This window comes from Alcanivorax sp. REN37 (genome assembly GCF_041102775.1).
In the GTDB taxonomy this organism is placed as follows: domain Bacteria; phylum Pseudomonadota; class Gammaproteobacteria; order Pseudomonadales; family Alcanivoracaceae; genus Isoalcanivorax; species Isoalcanivorax beigongshangi.
Genome location: NZ_JBGCUO010000002.1, coordinates 269,917 through 287,871 on the forward strand (window position 1 = coordinate 269,917; position 17,955 = coordinate 287,871).

Consider the following 17,955-nt stretch of genomic DNA (forward strand, 5'->3'; position numbering starts at 1 on the left):
GCCGCCTTCAGGCGGCTCCACTTGCTGCACGACGGGAATGGAATCCCGTTTTGCCATGGCTATTTCTCCGGTTGGGAATGAGACAGGCTGTAGACGTAGGCAGCAATCACGTGGATCTGCTCGGCAGTCAGCACGCCTTCGTGGGGCGGCATGTGACTAACCTGGCCGTTGCGGATGATCGCCTCAATGTCTTCCCGACGCGGGCTATGCAGCCAGATGCCGTCGGTCAGGTTGGGCGCACCCACCAGCTGATTCCCTTCTCCCGTGGGGCCGTGGCAAGCGGCACACAGGGCGAATTTCGGTTGTGAACGCTCGATGGCGCCGGCGTTCTGCGGATCATTGGCAACGCGTTCGCTGGACAGCGCTTGAACGTAGATTGCCATGTCGCGAACCGCGTCCTCACCACCCAGCGCTTGCAGCATTGGCGTCATAGTGCCGCTGCGGCCGAAGGTGATGCTCTTCACGATATCTTCAGGCTTGCCACCGTAGAGCCAGTCGTCATCGGTCAGGTTCGGGTACCCGCGGGCGCCGCGGGCGTCAGAACCGTGGCAGATCGCACAGTTGTTTGCAAACAGCCGCGCGCCCACTGCCATTGGCTCCGGGTACTGAATCAATTCCTCGATCGGCAGCTTGGCAAACTCCTTGAACAGCGGGTCGGAGTGGGCCTTGGCCATCTTCACTTCTTCTTCCCACTGCCCGCCACTGGTCCAGCCCAGCGCGCCCTTGTAGCTGCCCAGGCCCGGGTACAGGGCGAGGTAGGCGAAGGCGAAAGCGATGGTCATCAGGAACATGATGAACCACCAGCGCGGCAGCGGTTGGTTGCGCTCTTCAATACCGTCAAAGGTGTGGCCGGTGGTGTCCTGTTTGGCTTCTTCCGCGGACAGGCGGGAGTTGCCGATCAGCAGCAGACCGTAACCGATCAGGTTGCCGACCACGATGATGACGATATAGACGTTCCAAAAATTGCTCATCGATGGCTCTCCCCAGAGACAGCGTTGTTCATGCGGGCTTTATCGTCTTCGACGGGGAGCGCGCCCAGCTCCTGGTAATGCTTCTTGCGGCCCGGACGGAACGTCCAGGCCACCATCGTGATGAACGCTGCAAAGAAAACCAGCGTGAAAATAGCGTAATAGCTCATCACTTCACCTCTGCACGCGCATGGCCCAGAGAGAACAGGTAAGCAACAACGGCATCTTCTTCGGTCACATTTGCCCATTCGCCGCCTTCGCGGGTCTTGGCCAGCTGCTCGGCAATGTCTTCATCGGTGTAGGGCACGCCGAAGTTCTTCTGGAACACGTTCAGGGTGCGCTCCATGGTGGCCCAGTTCACTTTGTTGCGCTGTAGCCAGGGGTAGGCCGGCATGTTCGACTCCGGTACCACTGAGCGCGGGTCACGCAAGTGCTCACGGTGCCACTGTTCAGTGATCGGGCGCAGGCCAACGCGGCCAAGGTCCGGACCGGTACGCTTGGAGCCCCACAGGAACGGGTGCTCCCAGACGTCTTCGCCAGCCACGGTGTACGGGCCGAAACGCTCAGTTTCAGCACGCAGCGGGCGTACCATCTGGGTGTGGCACACGTGGCAACCTTCGCGGATGTAAACGTCGCGGCCCGCCATTTCCAGCGCCGTGTAGGGGCGCAGGGTCGGGATCGGCTGGGTGGTGGCCTTCTGCCAGAACAGCGGCACGATTTCGACCAAGCCGCCGAAGCTGATGATGATCAGCGTCAGCACGATCAGCAGGCCAACGTTCTTCTCGATGACGGCGTGTTTGCTATTGCTCGACATGATTATGCCTCCACCAGCTTGTTGTCAGCGCCCTGAGCGTCACGGGAGCCACGGATGGTGAGGTACACGTTCGCGGCCATCAGCACCATGCCCAGCAGGAACAGGGCACCGCCGACCAAACGCACGATGTAGAACGGCTGACGCTCGGCCAGCTCTTGCACGAAGTTGTACATCAGGGTGCCGTCTTGGTTCACAGCGCGCCACATCAGGCCCTGCATGATGCCGGATACCCACATCGCAGCGATGTAGAGCACGGTGCCGATGGTGGCGAGCCAGAAGTGCACGTTGATCCAGGAGGTGGAGTACATGCCCTTACGCTCGAACACGCGCGGGATCATTACATACATAGCACCGATGGAAATCATGGCTACCCAGCCCAGTGCGCCGGAGTGCACGTGACCGATGGTCCAATCGGTGTTGTGGCTCAGGGCATTCACGGTCTTGATCGACATCATCGGGCCTTCAAAGGTGGCCATGGCGTAGAACGACAGGGACACGATCAGGAAGCGGATGATGGGGTCGGTACGCAGCTTGTCCCAGGCGCCGGACAGGGTCATGACACCGTTGATCATGCCGCCCCAAGACGGGGCGAACAGCACGATGGAGAACACCATGGCAACCGACTGTACCCAGTCAGGCAGTGCGGAGTAGTGCAGGTGGTGGCCGCCGGCCCACATGTAGATACCGATCAATGCCCAGAAGTGCACGATAGACAGGCGGTAGGAGTACACCGGACGCTGCGCCTGAATCGGCACATAGTAGTACATCATGCCGAGGAAGCCGGCAGTCAGGAAGAAGCCCACGGCGTTGTGGCCGTACCACCATTGCACCATGGCATCGATGGTGCCGGCGTAAGCGGAGTAGGACTTGAACAAGCTGACCGGCACCGCAGCACTGTTAACGATGTGCAGCAGCGCCACGGCAAGGATGAAGGCGCCGTAGAACCAGTTAGCCACATAGATGTGGCTGGTGGTGCGCTTGGCCAGGGTGCCGAAGAACACGATGGCGTAGGAAATCCACACCGCGCCCAGCAGGATGTCGATCGGCCATTCCAGCTCTGCGTATTCCTTGGTGCTGGTGTAGCCCAGCGGCAGGGTGATGGCTGCCAGGACGATGACCAGTTGGTAACCCCAGAACACGAAGTTCGCCAAGCGCGGGAACGCCAGCGTGGTGTGGCAGGTGCGCTGTGCAACGTACAAGGAGGTTCCCATCAACGCACAGCCACCAAAGGCAAAGATCACCGCGTTGGTGTGGAGCGGGCGCAGACGGCCGAAGCTGGTCCACGGAAGCTCGAAGTTCAGGGCGGGCCACGCGAGTTGGCCTGCGATCCAGACACCGACGAACATGCCGACGATGCCCCAGATCACAGTCATGATCGCGAATTTTCGGATAACGCTGTAGTTGTACACCGGAGGCGCGGTTGACTCTTGCATGCTGAGGTCCTTGCAGATTTGTGCGCTTGCACGTTAACAGTGTGATTTTAAAGCCTGTTGACTTGCGTCAAGGTCAAAATTGAACCGGACGTGTCCGGTTCTGCTGCGAAATGGCTGGCAAGCGGTGGCCTTCAAGCAAGAGTGCCCAAACGTGCGGGCACACCTCAGGCCGGGGCGTTCTCCAGCGTGATCCAGACATCCCCATCGCGGATGTCGTGGGTGATCGCAACCAGTTTCTCCCCATGGCACGGACCCGATACACACTCTCCGGATTCGATCTCGAACAAAGCGCCATGGTTTGCGCAGGTAATGAACTGAGCTTGGTCGTCCAAGAACTGGTCAGGCATGAAGTTCAGCTCAATCCCCAGATGGGGGCACCAGTTCCAGTACGTATGCAGCTGGCCGTCCTGCACTACCGCCAGCACCGAGTGGGCACCGAGTTGGAAGCCGCGTGCGGCGCCTTCCTCGAGTTCGTTGCGCGCACAAAGTCGCACTTCGGACATGCCTACTCTCCCAGAACTTGACTACGTAGTGAACGCAAAGCGTCCCCGGACAAACGGGGGCCGAAATCGCTCACTACTTGCGAGGCGGCATGGCAGGCCAAGGTGCCGGCGGTCTGCACGTCCCGGCCACGCGCCACTGCATAGAGAAAGGCGCCCGCGAACGTGTCGCCGGCACCGTTGGTGTCCACCGCCTGGGTGGGCACTCCAGAAACGGCGTGGATTGTACCACTGTCGAAAATTAATGCGCCCCTTGCGCCGCAGGTCACCACCACCTGGCGAGCGACCGCGGACAGCGCTTGCAGCGCCGCTTCCGCCGAGTCGGTGCCGGTGAATTGGCGCGCCTCGTCCTCATTGCAAAACAGCAGGTCGACACCAGCCCCCAGCATTGCCGACAGTCCGTCGCGGAACAATTGGACCATGGACGGGTCTGACAGCGTCATCGCCACCTTCACGCCATGCTGTTCGGCCAGTTCGCGCAGCCGGATGGCCGCAGCGCGCCCGCTGGGCGAGGTCACCAGGTAGCCTTCCAAGTAGACCCAGCGGCTGCGGGCTAGGGCTTGTTCGTCGAGGTCGTCCACCGACACCTGCTCGGAGATGCCGAGGAAAGTGTTCATGGTGCGCTCGGCGTCCGGCGTGACCATGACCAGACAGGTGCCACTGACGCCCTGCGGCCGGTGCGAATGCATGTTGGTGCCGACGCCGGCGCTTAACAGGTCATTCACGTAGAAGGCGCCGGTGTCATCGTCGGCCACGCGGCAGGAGTAGTAGCTCTGTCCGCCCAGACCTTGCACCGTCATTGCGGTATTGGCGGCAGAGCCGCCGCTGGCGCGTTTGCGCGGCTCACCGCTGGCAGTCAGGGCGGCGATGGTACGCAGCTGCTGCGCTTGGGGCACCAGCGTCATCAGGCTCTTGGCAATGCCGTGCTCGGCAAGGAAGGCGTCACTGACGACGAATTCGGTATCCACCAGGGCGTTGCCGATGGCGTACACATCGTAGAGGGGCGACATCCCAACACTCCGTAAAAAATGGCGAAACATTATGCGTTCTAGACGCTCTGTTGCCAAACCTCATCGTTCCATCCGTATACTGCGCCATGTCTCGAAAACGCCCCCCGAAAAAACAAGTCCGACGCCGTGCGCGCCGACGCTTCCCTTGGTCACTGCTGTGGAAACTCCTCGCGGTGCTGCTGCTGGTGGCAGCGGTGGTGCTGGTGTGGATGGACGCGCAGGTGCGCCAACGTTTCGATGCTCATCAATGGCAGCTGCCGGCGCGGGTCTATGCCCAGCCGGTGGAGCTGTACAGCGGCCGGGTTTTGGAATGGCAGCATCTGGAGCAGATGCTGGCGCTGCTGCGCTACCGCAATGCCGCGTCAGCGCCGATGCCGGGCAGTTACCAGCGCCAGGGCGGCACGGTGCTGCTGCATACTCGCGCCTTCCGCGACAGCGACGGCGGTGAGCCGGCCCGGCAGCTACGGCTGACACTGGCTAACGGCCGCATCCAGAAGGTGGCCGCCGCTGATGGCAGCACGTTGCCGGTGGCGCGGCTGGAGCCGTTGCAGGTTGGCAGTATTCACCCCGGCCACAGCCAAGACCGCATTCTGGTGCGCCTAGGCGATACCCCGCAGTTGCTGCACGACATGCTGTTGGCAGTGGAAGATCGCGGTTTTTATGAGCACCACGGTGTGTCGCCGCGAGGTCTGGCACGGGCGGTGTGGTCCAACCTGCGCTCCGGCGGCGTGTCTCAAGGCGGCAGTACCCTGACTCAGCAGCTGGTGAAGAACTTCTACCTGTCCCAGCGTCGGACCATCGGCCGCAAGCTGATGGAGCTGCCGATGGCAGTGCTGCTGGAGCTGCACTATGAAAAAGAACAAATCCTCGAAACCTATCTGAATGAGGTCTACCTCGGCCAGGACGGCGCGCGGGCCATCCACGGCATGGGGTTGGCGGCGCAGTTCTATTTCGGCCGCGCGTTGGAGGAGCTGGAGCCGCACCAGTTGGCGTTGCTGGTCGGCATGCTCAAAGGGCCCAGCTATTACGATCCGCGCCGCAATCCGGAGCGCGCCGAGCGTCGCCGCAATGTGGTGCTGACCGTGGCCCATGAGCAAGGGCTGCTCAGCGAGCGTGATTACGGCATTGCGCTGGAACGGCCGTTGGATGTGGTGCCCAAGGGCGCCGGAGCGCTGTACGCCTTCCCCGCCTTCATTGATCTGGTGCGCCGTCAGTTGGCCCGTGATTACCCAGCCGAGGCGCTGTCCAGTGAAGGGCTGCAGATCCATTCCACGCTCGACGTGCTGGCCCAACTGGCGGCCGAGGATGCTTTGGCCCGTACGCTGCGCCAACGTGATGCCGACGGCAGCCAGCAGCTCAATGGGGCAGTGGTGATTACGGCGCCCGACCAAGGCGATGTATTGGCGATAGTGGGTGACCGCACACCGCGCAGCGCCGGCTTCAACCGGGCGTTAGATGCGTTGCGGCCCATCGGCTCGCTGGCCAAGCCGATGGTGGTGCTCACCGCGCTGGAGCAGCCGAAGCGCTTCTCACTGGCGACTATTATTAATGATGAGCCGCTCGAAGTGTCGATGCCCAATGGCCAGGTGTGGGCACCGAAGAACGTGGACAACCGCTCGATGGGGCCGATGCCGATGGCGGAAGCGCTGGCGCGCTCGCGCAACCAGGCGATGGCGCGGCTGGGCATGGATGTCGGCTTGCAGCCGATCATCGCCACGCTGCAGCGGCTGGGTGTGCAGGGGAATATCCGCCCCTACCCGAGCCTGATTCTCGGCAGCCATAACATGACGCCGTTTGAAGTGGCGGTGATGTATCAGCCGCTGGCTACCGGCGGTTTCCGCACCCCGCTGCGGGCGATCACCGATGTGCTGGATCTGCACGGCACGCCGCTGGCGCGCTATCCGGTCTCGGCTGACCCGGTGGTGCAGGAGGCTCCGGCCTACCTGACCCAGTGGGCGATGGTGAAGGTAATGAGCGAGGGCACCGGCCGCGCTGCCTACAACACGTTGCCTCACGACCTGATGGTGGCCGGCAAAACCGGCACCAGCGACGGTCTGCGCGACGCGTGGTTCGCTGGCTTCAGCGGCAATCACTTGGCGGTGGTGTGGATCGGCCGTGATGACAATCAGCCAGCAGGTGTGGCCGGTAGCAGTGCCGCGCTGCCGGTCTGGACTCAGGTGATGGCGAAGCTGCCTCAGCGCAGCTTGCGCATGGACCCGCCGGTGGATGTCGAGTGGGTGTGGATGGAGCCGGACGGCAAGACGCGCTCCGACGCCGGTTGTGACGGTGCGGTGCTGTATCCGATGTGGACCCCTTCCATTCCAGGGGTGTTGAGTGCATGTGCGGCGGCGCGCCAGACGCCGGCCGGTGAGGAGCGACGAGGATGGCTGCGACGACTGTTCGATTGATGGTGGTAGGTCTGACGCTGGCGCTGGGCGCTTGTGCCGTCACGCCTCCGGGCGGTGACACGGGCGCCGGCCCGCGTACGATTCCACAGCTGCCGCCCCAGCAGCCGGCCACTGCGTTACCGCCGGTGGCGATTGCCGCATCGTCGCCGACTTACAGCCTGTTGTCAGCGGCCCAGGGCGCGCGGCGACAGCAGGACCTGGGCAAGGCCGGGCGGTACCTGGAGCGGGCGCTGAATGTGGCCGGCCCGGGCGAGGCGACGGTGTTGTACCGGGAGTTGGCGGAGCTGCGTATCCAAGAGGGGCAGCCGCGTGCGGCAGAAGGTTTGCTGATGCGAGCGTTGCGTGAAGCGCCGGCTCATGATGAATGGCGGGCGGAGTTGTGGGAGCGCATCGCTGCGGTGCGCGCCCAGCAGGGCAACAGCGCTGGCGCCAAGGATGCGCGCCAGCGTGCAGACACATTGCGAGCGGGGAAGCCCCGCTCGGCCTGATCGGCTCAGCAGCCGGCCAAGAACACTTCCCGCGCGGCCTGCACCGTGGCGTCAATATCGGCGTCGGTATGGGCGGCCGACACAAATCCGGCCTCAAAGGCGGACGGTGCCAAGTACACACCGCGCTCCAACATGGCGTGGAAGAAACGCTGGAAGCGTTCCACGTCGCATTTCATCACTTCATCAAAACGCGCAACCCGGGTCTGGTCGGTGAAGAACAGGCCGAACATGGCGCCGACCTGATTGGTGGTCATGGCGATGCCGCTTTCGCGGGCGGCGGTAGCGAGGCCATCCAGCAGGCGGGTGGTGCGGGCAGTGAGCTGCTCGTGGAAGCCGTCCACCGCGATTTTCTCCAGCGTGGCCAACCCCGCCGCCATGGCGACCGGGTTGCCGGACAAGGTGCCGGCCTGGTACACCGGGCCGGCCGGGGCGATGTGCTGCATGACGTCACGCCGGCCGCCGAACGCGCCCACCGGCATGCCGCCGCCGATGATCTTGCCAAGCGTGGTCAGGTCCGGGCGCACCCCATACAGCGCTTGGGCACCGCCGAGTGCAACGCGGAAGCCGGTCATCACTTCATCGAAAATCAGCAAGCTGCCGTGCTCATCGCATACCGTGCGTAGACCTTCCAGGAAGCTGGCGCAGGGCGGCACGCAGTTCATGTTGCCGGCCACGGGCTCGACAATGATGCAGGCGATGCGCTCGCCCTGGGCGGCAAAGCACTCCTGCACGGCAGCCAGGTCGTTGTAGGGCAGGGTCAGCGTGTTCTCAGTCACCGCGGCCGGTACGCCCGGTGAGCTGGGCACGCCCAGAGTGAGGGCGCCAGAGCCGACCTTTACCAGCAGGCTGTCGACGTGGCCGTGATAGCAGCCTTCGAACTTCACAATCAGATCGCGGCCGGTGAAGCCGCGCGCCAGGCGGATAGCGCTCATGGTGGCTTCGGTGCCGGAGCTGACCATGCGCACCTGCTCAATCGACGGCATCAGCTCACAGACTTTCTGTGCCAGCTCGATTTCCACGGCAGTGGGCGCGCCGAAGCTGGTGCCCTGGTCCACCGCCGCGTGGATGCGGGCACGCACGTCGGGATCGCCGTGGCCGAGGATCAGCGGGCCCCAAGAGCCGACGTAATCGATGTAGCGGTTGTCGTCTTCATCGAACAGGTAGGCGCCTTCGCCGCGGTGAATGAACACCGGGCTGCCGCCGACACCGTTGAAGGCGCGGACTGGGGAGTTTACGCCGCCGGGAATCACTTCGCGGGCGGCGCGGAACAGCTGCTCAGAATGCTTGCGGACCATGGGTCACCTCGTCAGGGGAAAAACCACGTCACGGCGCTCGAACGCCTGCGGGCGGAGCCGTCGTCAACGTGGTGATGGGAAAAACAATGCGGCCAGCCGGCGGGCGGCGGCCTCGATATTCGGAGCGCCGAATACGGCATGGATCACTGCCAGCATTTCGGCACCGGCGGCAATCAGGTGCGCGCCATTATCAGCATTCACGCCGCCGATCGCTACCCGGGGCAGGCCGAGGGGTTGGGCGGCGGTGAGAATATCGATGCTGGCCGGCGGCGCCTGGGGCTTGGTGTGTGACGGGAAAAAGCGGCCGAACGCCACATAGCTGGCGCCTTGGTCGGCGGCGTTGCGGGCGAGATCCAGCCGGTCGTGGCAGGTCACTCCGAGAATCGCATCAGGTCCCAGCCGGCGGCGGGCGTCGGCCGCGTTGCCGTCACCTTGGCCGAGGTGTACGCCATCGGCGTGGCAGCGCAGCGCCAATTCGAGGTCGTCATTGATGATCAGCAGCGCGCCGTGCTCACGGGTCAGGTCGCGCAGGTCGCGGGCGCGGCGCAGGCGTTGTTCGGCGCTGGCGGGTTTGTCGCGGTATTGCAGAATGCGGGCGCCGCCGGCCAAGGCGGCGGCACAGGCTGGCATAAGCTGTGCCGGGGGGAGCAGCTGCGGATCGGTGATGACGTACAGTCCGGAAAGTGCGGTCATGGCACTGGCTCAGGGCAAGCGGTTGGGGATCAATTGTCCCTTACCGGCACGCCAAGCGCGGCGCAGGCACTGGTGGACATAGTCCTGCGCTCTCGCCAGCGCCTCGGCGGGGCTATGGCCATGGCCGAGCAGGGTGGCGGTGGCGGCGGCCAGCGTGCAGCCGCTGCCATGATAGGCGCCGTCCAGTCGCGGCCAGCTCAGGGTGGTGCGACCCGTCGCCGTGAACAGATGATTGTGTACGTCGGTGGTGTCGTGGTGGGTGCCGGTGATCACCACCGCCGGACAGCCGCTCGCCAGTAGCCGCTCGCCGCAGCGGTCAAGGTCGTCACTGCCAGCCAGACGCTGCGCTTCGGGTAGGTTCGGAGTGGCGATGGTGGCGCGCGGCAGCAACTCGCGCAGCATGGCCTCCGGTACCGTGCCGGCGGACAGGGCGCCGCCGGATTCTGCCACCAGCACCGGATCGACCACCACCGGCACTCCGGGCAGGCGGTCGAGCAAGCCCGCGATGGCGTGGATCATCTCCACGCTGCCGGTCATGCCGATTTTCACCGCATCGAAGCGCATGTCGTCCAGCAGGCAGTCGGCTTGCCGCAGTAGCAGCTCCACCGGCACTAGCTCGAAGCCCCGCACTTCTTGGCTGTTCTGGATGGTGAGCCCGGTGATCAGGGTGGCGGCAAAGCCGCCGAGGCTGTGAATCGCCTCAATGTCGGCGTGGATGCCGGCACCACCGGAGGGGTCATGACCGGCTATCACCAGAATGTTGGGTTTCATCGCTGCGGGCCTCAGAACGGTTTCACCACCACCAAGATCACGATGCCGAGCAGCAACACGATGGGGGCTTCGTTGAACCAGCGGAAATACACGTGGCTGTGGGTGTTGGCGTCACGGGCAAAGCGTTTCATGTGCATCAGACAAAGGTGGTGGTAGATCACCACCAGCACCACCAGCGTCAGTTTGGCGTGCAGCCAGCCGGAACGTAGCCACATATAATCCTGCAAATGCAGCAGCCAGATGCCGAGGCCGAGGGTGGCAATCATGGCCGGGGTCATGATGCCGCGGAACAGTTTGCGCTCCATCACCTTGAAGCGTTCGTTGCTAAGGCTGTCCTTGGCGTCAGCGTGGTAGACGAACAAGCGCGGCAAGTAGAACAGGCCGGCAAACCAAGATACGACCGCGACAATATGTAGTGCTTCAACCCACAACATCGGCAACTCCCCTCGGACAGACAGTCAGGAAGCGGGCATGATAGCTCAGTCCGGTGGCCAGCGGTGGTTGCCGGAGCGGTAGTGCCTTTTTATGATGCCCGCTGACAACGCACAGGGGCGCAGGAGTGTGAACATGAAAGCAACGGGCCAGACCTTCCGGGTCGGTATCGTCGGCGGGACCGGGTACACCGGGGTCGAATTGCTGCGCCTGCTGGCCAGCCATCCGCGTGTCACGGTGTCCGTGATCACTTCGCGGACCGAGGCAGGGCAGCCGGTATCTGACTTGTTCCCAAACCTGCGCGGTCACTATGACCTGGCGTTCACCGATCCGGATCCGGCCACGCTGGCGGCGCAGTGTGATCTGGTGTTCTTCGCCACGCCGCACAACGTGGCCATGCGCATGATGCCGGAGCTGCTGGCGGCCGGCGTGCGGGTGGTGGATCTGTCCGCTGACTTCCGACTCACCGATGCTGAACTGTGGTCGCGCTGGTACGGTGAGCCGCACGCATGTCCGGAGCTGTTGGCGGAGGCGGTGTACGGCCTGCCAGAAATGAATCGCGCCAAAATCCGCGATGCACGGCTGGTGGCCAACCCCGGCTGCTACCCCACCGCGGTGCAGCTTGGTTTTCTGCCATTGCTGGAGCAAAGCTTGGTGGATGTACAGCGGCTGAACGCTTTTGCGGCGTCCGGCGTCAGCGGTGCCGGGCGCCAAGCACGCATTCCCAATCTGCTCACCGAAGCCGGAGACAACTTCAAAGCCTATGGCGCTTCTGGGCACCGTCATCTGCCAGAAATCGAGCAGGGGTTGGGGTGGCTGGCATCAGACCCAGTGCGGCTGACGTTTGTGCCGCACCTGGCACCGATGATCCGCGGTATGCAGGCGACGCTGACTGCGGAGCTGGTGGACCCGACGCTGTCGCTGGAAGATCTGCAGACGCTGTTCGAGGACCGCTTCGCTAGTGAGCCATTCGTTGATGTGCTGCCGCTGGGTAGTCACCCGGAGACCCGCAGCGTGCGGGGCGCTAACGTGTGCCGATTGTCGCTGCACCGGCCGCAAGGTCGCGATGTGGTGTTGGTGCTAAGCGTGATCGACAACTTGGTGAAAGGTGCGTCCGGCCAAGCGGTGCAAAACATGAACATCATGCTCGACCTGCCTGAAACCATGGGGCTCGACGCTCCAGCGTTGCTGCCCTGATGAAGGCGCGCAAAAAGGTGGTTCGCGAACTGACATTGATGCCGGTGGATGTGACGCGACAGCGGCGTCAGCGCTGGTTATGGGCGGTGCTCGGGGGGCTGGCAGTAGTGCTGGCGTTCTTGGTCGGGGTGCTGGTCAGCGGCAGTGAAGGCTGGGGCAGCAATCTGGAGCAGCAGCGATTGCGCATGCAGCTGGCGCAGATGGAGACCAACCTGCGTGAAGCCCGTGATGACCTAGCCGTGCACCGCACCTCCAGTGAAGTCAGCAGTCAGGCGCAGGAGCAGGTGCGTGGTGAACTGCGTGGTCTACGCGACCAGATCGTTGAGCTGGAGGAAACTGTCGCGTTTTATAAAAGCATCATGGCCCCGGAAAATGGTGAGCAGGGCCTGCAGATTTCGCGTTTCCATGTGGCGGCTACTGAGCATGATCGCGAATACAGCTTCCGTCTTGTGCTGTCACAGGTCGGGGACAACAACAATTTCATCGCCGGCGATGTGGCGATGATCCTCGAAGGGGTGCGGGGCAACCAGCGGGTCGATATTCCGGCAGCGCAGTGGCTCAGCGAGGAGCACAGTTCCACCGCGTTCCGGTTCCGGTACTTCCAGGAATTGACCGGGCGGGTGCACCTTCCGGAAGGTGTTACGCCGCGCGCGGTCAGGGTCGAAGCGACGGCCAGCGGCCGTGGCGGCCAGCGGGTGGAACGCACATTTGGCTGGAATAGGGTTGAGGAGAACACAGAGCATGCTCGGTCGGGGTAATAAGAAGGGACGGGACAACTTCTGTAATCACACATTGATCGCATCCAGTGCCAAGGTCACCGGCGATATTGAGTTCACCGGCGGCCTGCATGTGCAGGGCCGGGTGGAAGGCAATGTACACGTAAGCGCCGATGGGGGGCGCTTGGTGATCGGTGAGAGCGGCTCGGTGAAAGGCGAGATCCGTGTAGGCGATATCCTCATCAACGGTCGCGTCGAAGGCGATGTCTATGCGGTCGGCAAGCTGGAGCTGGCGGAGAAGGCGGTGATTGAGGGCAACGTCTACTACAACCTGATCGAAATGGTGGTGGGCGCCCAGGTCAACGGCAAGCTGGTGAAGGAGGGTGCGCCGAAACATTTGCCGGCGCCGGACAAGGGCAAAGCCAAGGCGGCGTCGGCCGATACTTGACTGATTTAGTGCGGCATCTCACCATGGGGCCCGTTTCATCACTACCAGACGACGCCCCATGAGTGATTCTGCTGTTCTCTCATTTACCGATCGAGCCGCTGCCAAAGTCCGCGCACTGCGCGACGACGAGGGCAACATGGCGCTCAAGCTGCGGGTGTATATCACCGGCGGTGGGTGTTCAGGTTTCTCTTACGGCTTTACCTTCGATGAGCAGACCCGTGACGACGATACCGTGATCGAAAACGGTGATGTCGCGTTGTTGGTGGATGCCATGAGTGTGCAGTACTTGGCCGGTTCTGAGATCGATTACGACCAAGGTTTGATGGGGTCGCGCTTTGTGGTGCAGAACCCTAATGCCACGTCCACCTGTGGCTGTGGTTCGTCGTTCTCGATTTGACGCCTTGACCTCAGCCGCGCAGTAGCGGCTGCAGCAACCCTTCCAGTCCGTTCAGCTTCACTTCATACATCAGCGCCAATTGCTGGCCGAGTTTGCCGCTCGGAAAGCCTTGCCGATGCATCCAGACCAGATAAGGCTCCGGGAGCTGCAGCAGTGGCCGCCCGGCGTATTTCCCGTATGGCATGATCTGGTTCACTGCTTCGATCAATACGGCGGCGGGTGGCAGTTGGTCCATCACGGGCGGTGTCCGGGGTGCAGGGCGCCCAGTATGCAGGGGCCGGAAGCGCCGGTGACCTGCGGGGCGTTGGCGGGAATGCGGTTGAGGTGGGCCCAGGCAAACCAAGCGAAGGCGGCGGCTTCCACTGCCATTGGATCAAGGCCGTGGACGGCCACGCTCTCCACCTCTGCTTGTGGCAGTAACTGCTGCAGGCCGGTCATCAGCTGGCGGTTGAACACGCCGCCTCCGCAGACAATCAGGCGCGCGGGCGCAAAGCTGCCGATGGCATCCACCACTGACTGGCAGGTGAGTTGGGCGAGGGTGGCTTGCACGGTAGCAGCGCTCTCGGTGCCGACTAGACGGTGCTGCAACCAATCGAGACTGAAGTGCTCACGGCCGGTGCTTTTCGGTGGTGGCAGACAGAAATAATCGTCATTCAATAACCGTTGCAGCAGCAGCGGGTCTGGCGAGGTCGATGCGGCCCAGGCACCGTCTGGATCAAAGCGGCCGCCGCGGTGCTGGCGGTGCCAAGCATCTAGCAGCACGTTAGCGGGGCCGGTATCGAAGCCGCCCACCAGCGCTTCACCATCCAGCAGGGTGATATTGGCCATGCCGCCTAAATTCAGCACCACGCGGCGTTCGCCCGCCTTTGCCAGCAGCGCTTGATGTACGCGCGGCAGCAGCGGCGCACCCTGGCCGCCGAGTGCCACATCCCGGTTACGGAAATCTGCGACGGTGTCGATGCCGGTGCGCAGAGCAATCAGGTCTGGTCGCCCGATCTGGGTGCTGAAACCGAGGTGAGGGCGATGGCGGATGGTCTGGCCGTGGCTGCCAATGGCGATAATGCGGCGGCGATCCAGTCGCTCCGCGTCCAGCAGCCGCTCGACGGTGTCGGCGAACAGCTCGCCCAGCTCCACGTCAAGGCGGTAGAGCCGGTCCAGATCCTGCGGCACGGGACGGTTTAGGTCGACGATGCGGTCGTGCACGGTATCTGGAAGCGGCAGGCTATGTAGCGCCATGACCTTTGCTTGGCCAGGACTAACTTGCACCAGCGCTGCGTCCACCGCATCGGCGCTGGTGCCGGACATCAGCCCGATGAACAGCCCATCACGGCTCGTTGCGGGCAAAGGCGAAGGCATGGCGGTGCATGTCCATCTGCTGTTTGAGGGCCTCTGCGCGGGCCAAGAAAGCAGGGCGTTCTTGGCTGCTGATGCCTTGCGCCATCGGCAGCTGCACCGTGAGCGGATCGCGGTGACTGCCGTTGACATGGAATTCGTAATGCAGGTGCGGGCCGGTGGCGAGGCCGGTCATGCCCACATAGCCGATGGTCTGGCCTTGGCGGACTTGCTGGCCGGAGCGCAAACCGCCGGCGAAGCGGCTCATGTGTGCGTACAGCGTTGAATACTGCTGGCCGTGTTTAATGACTACGGTGTTGCCGTAACCGTTCTTACTGCCGACAAACTCCACCCTGCCATCGCCGGTGGCGCGAATTGGCGTGCCGGTAGGCGCCGCATAATCCACGCCGCGGTGGGCGCGCAGCGTGTTGAGAATCGGGTGGCGGCGGCCGGGGTTGAAGCGTGAGCTGATGCGGGCGAACTCCACCGGAGTACGGATGAAGGCGCGCCGGAGTGCATTGCCTCGGTCATCCAGATAGCGGCCCTGGCCGTTGTCGGCGTCGTAGCGCAGTGCCGTTAGGTGCTTGCCGCGGTGTAGGAATTCAGCGCGCAGGATGTTGCCGGTGCCGACTTTCTCGCCGTCCACATACAGCTCTTCGAACATCACCCGAAAGGTGTCGCCTTCGCGAATATCCAGCGCAAAGTCCACATCCCAAGCAAAGATATTGGCGAACTGCATGATCAGGTTGTCTGTCATGCCGGCGCGGTGGCCGGACATGAACAGTGAATCGGTGATAGTAGCTTCGGCATAGCGAATCTGGCGGTCGTACTGACGCTCGTGTTCGGTTACCTCCCATTGCTCGCCATCATGCTCGGCGGAAAGCGATTTCAGTTGGGAAAGGCGGTACTCCACAGCTACCAGCTGGCCGTCATCATTCAGTGCCGCGCGGACCACGTCGCCGACCCGCAGGCGGGTCAACGCTTTCAAACGCTCGTCGGCGGTGACCAGTCGGTGCACATCGCTGATGGAAACGCCGATCGACTGGAGCAGTGCCGACAGCGTGTCGCCGGATTGGACCGTGAGATCGTGCCAGTCAGGGCCAAAACTGGCAGTAGCCACCGCGGCAGTGGGCGTGTCAAAGGGGGCGTCATCGGCGAGGGTGTCGTTTGCGGGTGATAGCTGCTCCGGAGAGGGGAGTGCCAGTGCTCGGGTAGACATTGCAGTGGAAGTGGCATCGTCAGGCGCAAGCACCAGCGCAAGGGTGACGATGGCGGCCAGCGCCGCACAGGCCAGTACGTGGCCTTTAGGGAAATGGCGTAGCCACTGCAGGGCAGATTGTGTGGGTGGTTCCATCTGAAGTGAATTCTCAGCTTGTGGGCTTAACCCATCGATAAATAGAGGGCCTGGCTGGAACTTGGTCGAAAGTTAACCGTCTTTCGTGCCCGCGTTCAAGTGTTACAATGCACGGCTTCCCGATCCGGGGTCGCGCGCAGAACTCTGCGACATATATAGGTAGGCGAAAACCGGATCGATTTTATTGGATGTGATGCCGGCAGTGCCGGTGCACGCCGCGTACAACTGAGGTAGGCATGGCGGATCAGGACACCCTGGAACAGACCCTCGACATCATCCGTCGCGGGACGGACGAGATCATCCTTGAGGACGATTTACGGCGCAAGTTAGCGCTCGGCCGCCCTCTTCGCATCAAGGCCGGGTTTGATCCGACCGCCCCGGATCTCCATTTCGGGCACACGGTGCTGATCAACAAGCTGCGCCAGTTCCAGGACCTCGGCCATCAGATCATTTTCCTGATCGGTGATTTCACCGGCATGATTGGCGACCCGTCCGGTAAGAGCGCCACTCGCCCGCCGCTCACCCGTGAGCAGGTGGAGGCCAATGCGGCGACCTATAAGGCGCAGGTGTTCAAGATCCTCGATCCGGCCCGCACCGAGATTCGCTTCAACTCCGAGTGGCTGCACGATCTGGGGGTGGCCGGCATGATCAAGCTGGCCGGTCAGTACACAGTGGCGCGCATGCTCGAGCGAGACGACTTTGAAAAGCGCTACAAGTCCGGCCAGCCGATTGCCATCCATGAGTTCCTCTACCCGCTGATCCAGGGGTACGACTCTGTGGCACTGGAGGCAGATATCGAGTTCGGCGGTACGGACCAGCGCTTCAACCTGCTGATGGGCCGGACGCTGCAGAAACACTATGGCCAGGAGCCGCAGGTGTGCATCACGGTGCCGATCCTAGAAGGACTTGATGGCGTTCAGAAGATGTCTAAGTCGTTGGGTAACTATATCGGTGTCACTGATGCGCCAGGTGATATGTACCGCAAGCTGTTGTCTGTGCCCGATCAATTGGTGTGGCGCTATTTCGAGCTGCTGAGTCTGAAGAGCACGGCGGAAATTGCGGAGCTGCAGCGTCAGGCGGAGCAGGCGGGCACGCCGCAAGAAGCCAAAAAGATATTGGCGGACGAGCTGATCACCCGTTTCCACAACAAAGAGGCGGCGGAGTCGGCCCCAAACTCTGCCGGTAACCAGATTGAGTTGGGTGCGATTCCTGACAATGTTCCGCTGGTGGAAGTGGAAGTGGGCGAGGGGGGCGTGCTGCGACTGCTGGATGTGCTGCGCAGCGCGGGTCTGGCGCAGAACGGAAAGGCGGCAAAGGACATGGTTGCTCAAGGCGTCGTCTATATAGATGGTGCGCAGGCTGATGCGGAGCGTACTTTTTCCAGCGGCGACGAGCATATTGTACAGGCCGGTAAAAAAAGGATTGCAAAGGTCCGCGTGCTCTGACATAGTTCGCGCCCCTTGAGACGGGACGCCAAGTGCGGTCAGCGCCGAAGCTGCTATATAGGCTTCGGCGCATTGTTCGACCAGGATGGTTGAACAGGTGCGAAAAGAAATTTTCACACCAAGCGGAAAAAAGGAGTTGACACCCGCTTCCGACTGTATAGAATGGCCGCCTCTCAACGACGGTACGCACCGACACGGCAGACCAGCCAAAAAGGTGAATTGAACGTCGCGCTCTTTAACAATCAGGCAGACAA

20 protein-coding genes are annotated in these 17,955 nt (G+C 62.6%); 7 read left to right on the forward strand and 13 right to left on the reverse strand.

Annotated elements, in window-relative coordinates:
• Nucleotides 1-59: 59 nt before the first annotated feature.
• The 6 genes from ccoP to AB5I84_RS12915 all read right to left on the reverse strand — a co-directional run bounded on the left by ccoP (nucleotide 60) and on the right by AB5I84_RS12915 (nucleotide 4,725).
• A complete protein-coding gene (gene ccoP, locus AB5I84_RS12890; protein WP_369456317.1) occupies nucleotides 60-971 on the reverse strand; it encodes a cytochrome-c oxidase, cbb3-type subunit III in 912 nt (303 codons plus the stop codon).
• A complete protein-coding gene (locus tag AB5I84_RS12895; protein ID WP_369456318.1) occupies nucleotides 968-1,138 on the reverse strand; it encodes a cbb3-type cytochrome oxidase subunit 3 in 171 nt (56 codons plus the stop codon). Before AB5I84_RS12895 ends, ccoP begins: the two co-directional genes overlap by 4 nt.
• Nucleotides 1,138-1,782, reverse strand: coding sequence for a cytochrome-c oxidase, cbb3-type subunit II (gene ccoO, locus AB5I84_RS12900; RefSeq protein WP_369456319.1), 645 nt, complete (start codon nucleotides 1,780-1,782; stop codon nucleotides 1,138-1,140). The genes AB5I84_RS12895 and ccoO overlap by 1 nt, the downstream gene beginning before the upstream one ends.
• A 2-nt stretch (nucleotides 1,783-1,784) precedes the next feature.
• Nucleotides 1,785-3,215, reverse strand: coding sequence for a cytochrome-c oxidase, cbb3-type subunit I (gene ccoN, locus AB5I84_RS12905; protein WP_369456320.1), 1,431 nt, complete (start codon nucleotides 3,213-3,215; stop codon nucleotides 1,785-1,787).
• Nucleotides 3,216-3,379: 164 nt separating this feature from the next.
• Entirely contained in the window at nucleotides 3,380-3,718 is a 339-nt protein-coding gene (locus AB5I84_RS12910) for a Rieske (2Fe-2S) protein (protein ID WP_369456321.1), read from the reverse strand.
• Nucleotides 3,719-3,720: 2 nt separating this feature from the next.
• The gene (locus AB5I84_RS12915) at nucleotides 3,721-4,725 is read right to left on the reverse strand and encodes an adenosine kinase (protein ID WP_369456322.1); all 1,005 of its coding nucleotides are present in this window, start codon (nucleotides 4,723-4,725) and stop codon (nucleotides 3,721-3,723) included.
• A gap of 86 nt (nucleotides 4,726-4,811) precedes the next feature.
• On the opposite strand from AB5I84_RS12915, the gene mrcB reads away from it, so the two are divergent.
• A complete protein-coding gene (gene mrcB / locus AB5I84_RS12920) occupies nucleotides 4,812-7,133 on the forward strand; it encodes a penicillin-binding protein 1B (protein WP_369456323.1) in 2,322 nt (773 codons plus the stop codon).
• Entirely contained in the window at nucleotides 7,109-7,621 is a 513-nt protein-coding gene (locus tag AB5I84_RS12925; protein WP_369456324.1) for a tetratricopeptide repeat protein, read from the forward strand. The genes mrcB and AB5I84_RS12925 overlap by 25 nt, the downstream gene beginning before the upstream one ends.
• Nucleotides 7,622-7,626: 5 nt before the next feature.
• Here the strand turns inward: AB5I84_RS12925 and hemL are convergent, their stop codons facing one another.
• The 4 genes from hemL to hemJ form a co-directional block, all read right to left on the reverse strand.
• Nucleotides 7,627-8,916 carry a glutamate-1-semialdehyde 2,1-aminomutase gene (hemL, locus tag AB5I84_RS12930; RefSeq protein WP_369456325.1) on the reverse strand — a complete coding sequence of 430 codons (1,290 nt, stop codon included), beginning with the start codon at nucleotides 8,914-8,916 and terminating at the stop codon, nucleotides 7,627-7,629.
• A gap of 63 nt (nucleotides 8,917-8,979) precedes the next feature.
• A complete protein-coding gene (gene thiE, locus AB5I84_RS12935; protein WP_369456326.1) occupies nucleotides 8,980-9,609 on the reverse strand; it encodes a thiamine phosphate synthase in 630 nt (209 codons plus the stop codon).
• A 9-nt stretch (nucleotides 9,610-9,618) separates the two neighbouring features.
• Nucleotides 9,619-10,380, reverse strand: coding sequence for a bifunctional hydroxymethylpyrimidine kinase/phosphomethylpyrimidine kinase (gene thiD / locus AB5I84_RS12940; protein ID WP_369456327.1), 762 nt, complete (start codon nucleotides 10,378-10,380; stop codon nucleotides 9,619-9,621).
• Nucleotides 10,381-10,391: 11 nt separating this feature from the next.
• A complete protein-coding gene (gene hemJ, locus AB5I84_RS12945; protein WP_439650218.1) occupies nucleotides 10,392-10,814 on the reverse strand; it encodes a protoporphyrinogen oxidase HemJ in 423 nt (140 codons plus the stop codon).
• A gap of 133 nt (nucleotides 10,815-10,947) precedes the next feature.
• On the opposite strand from hemJ, the gene argC reads away from it, so the two are divergent.
• Genes argC through erpA form a run of 4 tightly spaced genes read left to right on the forward strand, consistent with a single transcriptional unit; the run spans nucleotide 10,948 to nucleotide 13,570 of the window.
• Entirely contained in the window at nucleotides 10,948-12,009 is a 1,062-nt protein-coding gene (gene argC, locus AB5I84_RS12950) for an N-acetyl-gamma-glutamyl-phosphate reductase (protein ID WP_369456329.1), read from the forward strand.
• A complete protein-coding gene (locus AB5I84_RS12955) occupies nucleotides 12,009-12,767 on the forward strand; it encodes a DUF6776 family protein (protein ID WP_369456330.1) in 759 nt (252 codons plus the stop codon). The genes argC and AB5I84_RS12955 overlap by 1 nt, the downstream gene beginning before the upstream one ends.
• Complete coding sequence (locus AB5I84_RS12960) at nucleotides 12,751-13,173, forward strand: bactofilin family protein (protein WP_369456331.1); 423 nt, start codon at nucleotides 12,751-12,753, stop codon at nucleotides 13,171-13,173. The genes AB5I84_RS12955 and AB5I84_RS12960 overlap by 17 nt, the downstream gene beginning before the upstream one ends.
• A 58-nt stretch (nucleotides 13,174-13,231) precedes the next feature.
• Nucleotides 13,232-13,570 (forward strand): iron-sulfur cluster insertion protein ErpA, encoded by a 339-nt coding sequence (gene erpA, locus AB5I84_RS12965; protein WP_369456332.1) that lies wholly within the window; start codon nucleotides 13,232-13,234, stop codon nucleotides 13,568-13,570.
• A 10-nt stretch (nucleotides 13,571-13,580) separates the two neighbouring features.
• Here the strand turns inward: erpA and AB5I84_RS12970 are convergent, their stop codons facing one another.
• Genes AB5I84_RS12970 through AB5I84_RS12980 form a run of 3 tightly spaced genes read right to left on the reverse strand, consistent with a single transcriptional unit; the run spans nucleotide 13,581 to nucleotide 16,256 of the window.
• Nucleotides 13,581-13,805 carry a DUF3820 family protein gene (locus AB5I84_RS12970; protein ID WP_369456343.1) on the reverse strand — a complete coding sequence of 75 codons (225 nt, stop codon included), beginning with the start codon at nucleotides 13,803-13,805 and terminating at the stop codon, nucleotides 13,581-13,583.
• Nucleotides 13,805-14,926, reverse strand: coding sequence for an anhydro-N-acetylmuramic acid kinase (locus AB5I84_RS12975; RefSeq protein ID WP_369456333.1), 1,122 nt, complete (start codon nucleotides 14,924-14,926; stop codon nucleotides 13,805-13,807). Before AB5I84_RS12975 ends, AB5I84_RS12970 begins: the two co-directional genes overlap by 1 nt.
• Nucleotides 14,895-16,256: a peptidoglycan DD-metalloendopeptidase family protein gene (locus tag AB5I84_RS12980; RefSeq protein WP_369456334.1), complete on the reverse strand. Its 1,362-nt coding sequence runs from the start codon at nucleotides 16,254-16,256 to the stop codon at nucleotides 14,895-14,897. The genes AB5I84_RS12975 and AB5I84_RS12980 overlap by 32 nt, the downstream gene beginning before the upstream one ends.
• Nucleotides 16,257-16,492: 236 nt before the next feature.
• Here AB5I84_RS12980 and tyrS point away from each other — a divergent pair, with 236 nt between their 5' ends.
• A complete protein-coding gene (gene tyrS / locus AB5I84_RS12985; protein WP_369456335.1) occupies nucleotides 16,493-17,701 on the forward strand; it encodes a tyrosine--tRNA ligase in 1,209 nt (402 codons plus the stop codon).
• Nucleotides 17,702-17,955: the final 254 nt, after the last annotated feature.

Bases quoted from the DNA above. Each gene is read 5' to 3' on its own strand.
- ccoP (WP_369456317.1), bottom strand. From the start codon at position 971: ATGAGCAATTTTTGGAACGTCTATATCGTCATCATCGTGGTCGGCAAC.
- AB5I84_RS12895 (WP_369456318.1), bottom strand. From the start codon at position 1,138: ATGAGCTATTACGCTATTTTCACGCTGGTTTTCTTTGCAGCGTTCATC.
- ccoO (WP_369456319.1), bottom strand. From the start codon at position 1,782: ATGTCGAGCAATAGCAAACACGCCGTCATCGAGAAGAACGTTGGCCTG.
- ccoN (WP_369456320.1), bottom strand. From the start codon at position 3,215: ATGCAAGAGTCAACCGCGCCTCCGGTGTACAACTACAGCGTTATCCGA.
- AB5I84_RS12910 (WP_369456321.1), bottom strand. From the start codon at position 3,718: ATGTCCGAAGTGCGACTTTGTGCGCGCAACGAACTCGAGGAAGGCGCC.
- AB5I84_RS12915 (WP_369456322.1), bottom strand. From the start codon at position 4,725: ATGTCGCCCCTCTACGATGTGTACGCCATCGGCAACGCCCTGGTGGAT.
- mrcB (WP_369456323.1), top strand. From the start codon at position 4,812: ATGTCTCGAAAACGCCCCCCGAAAAAACAAGTCCGACGCCGTGCGCGC.
- AB5I84_RS12925 (WP_369456324.1), top strand. From the start codon at position 7,109: ATGGCTGCGACGACTGTTCGATTGATGGTGGTAGGTCTGACGCTGGCG.
- hemL (WP_369456325.1), bottom strand. From the start codon at position 8,916: ATGGTCCGCAAGCATTCTGAGCAGCTGTTCCGCGCCGCCCGCGAAGTG.
- thiE (WP_369456326.1), bottom strand. From the start codon at position 9,609: ATGACCGCACTTTCCGGACTGTACGTCATCACCGATCCGCAGCTGCTC.
- thiD (WP_369456327.1), bottom strand. From the start codon at position 10,380: ATGAAACCCAACATTCTGGTGATAGCCGGTCATGACCCCTCCGGTGGT.
- hemJ (WP_439650218.1), bottom strand. From the start codon at position 10,814: ATGTTGTGGGTTGAAGCACTACATATTGTCGCGGTCGTATCTTGGTTT.
- argC (WP_369456329.1), top strand. From the start codon at position 10,948: ATGAAAGCAACGGGCCAGACCTTCCGGGTCGGTATCGTCGGCGGGACC.
- AB5I84_RS12955 (WP_369456330.1), top strand. From the start codon at position 12,009: ATGAAGGCGCGCAAAAAGGTGGTTCGCGAACTGACATTGATGCCGGTG.
- AB5I84_RS12960 (WP_369456331.1), top strand. From the start codon at position 12,751: ATGCTCGGTCGGGGTAATAAGAAGGGACGGGACAACTTCTGTAATCAC.
- erpA (WP_369456332.1), top strand. From the start codon at position 13,232: ATGAGTGATTCTGCTGTTCTCTCATTTACCGATCGAGCCGCTGCCAAA.
- AB5I84_RS12970 (WP_369456343.1), bottom strand. From the start codon at position 13,805: ATGGACCAACTGCCACCCGCCGCCGTATTGATCGAAGCAGTGAACCAG.
- AB5I84_RS12975 (WP_369456333.1), bottom strand. From the start codon at position 14,926: ATGCCTTCGCCTTTGCCCGCAACGAGCCGTGATGGGCTGTTCATCGGG.
- AB5I84_RS12980 (WP_369456334.1), bottom strand. From the start codon at position 16,256: ATGGAACCACCCACACAATCTGCCCTGCAGTGGCTACGCCATTTCCCT.
- tyrS (WP_369456335.1), top strand. From the start codon at position 16,493: ATGGCGGATCAGGACACCCTGGAACAGACCCTCGACATCATCCGTCGC.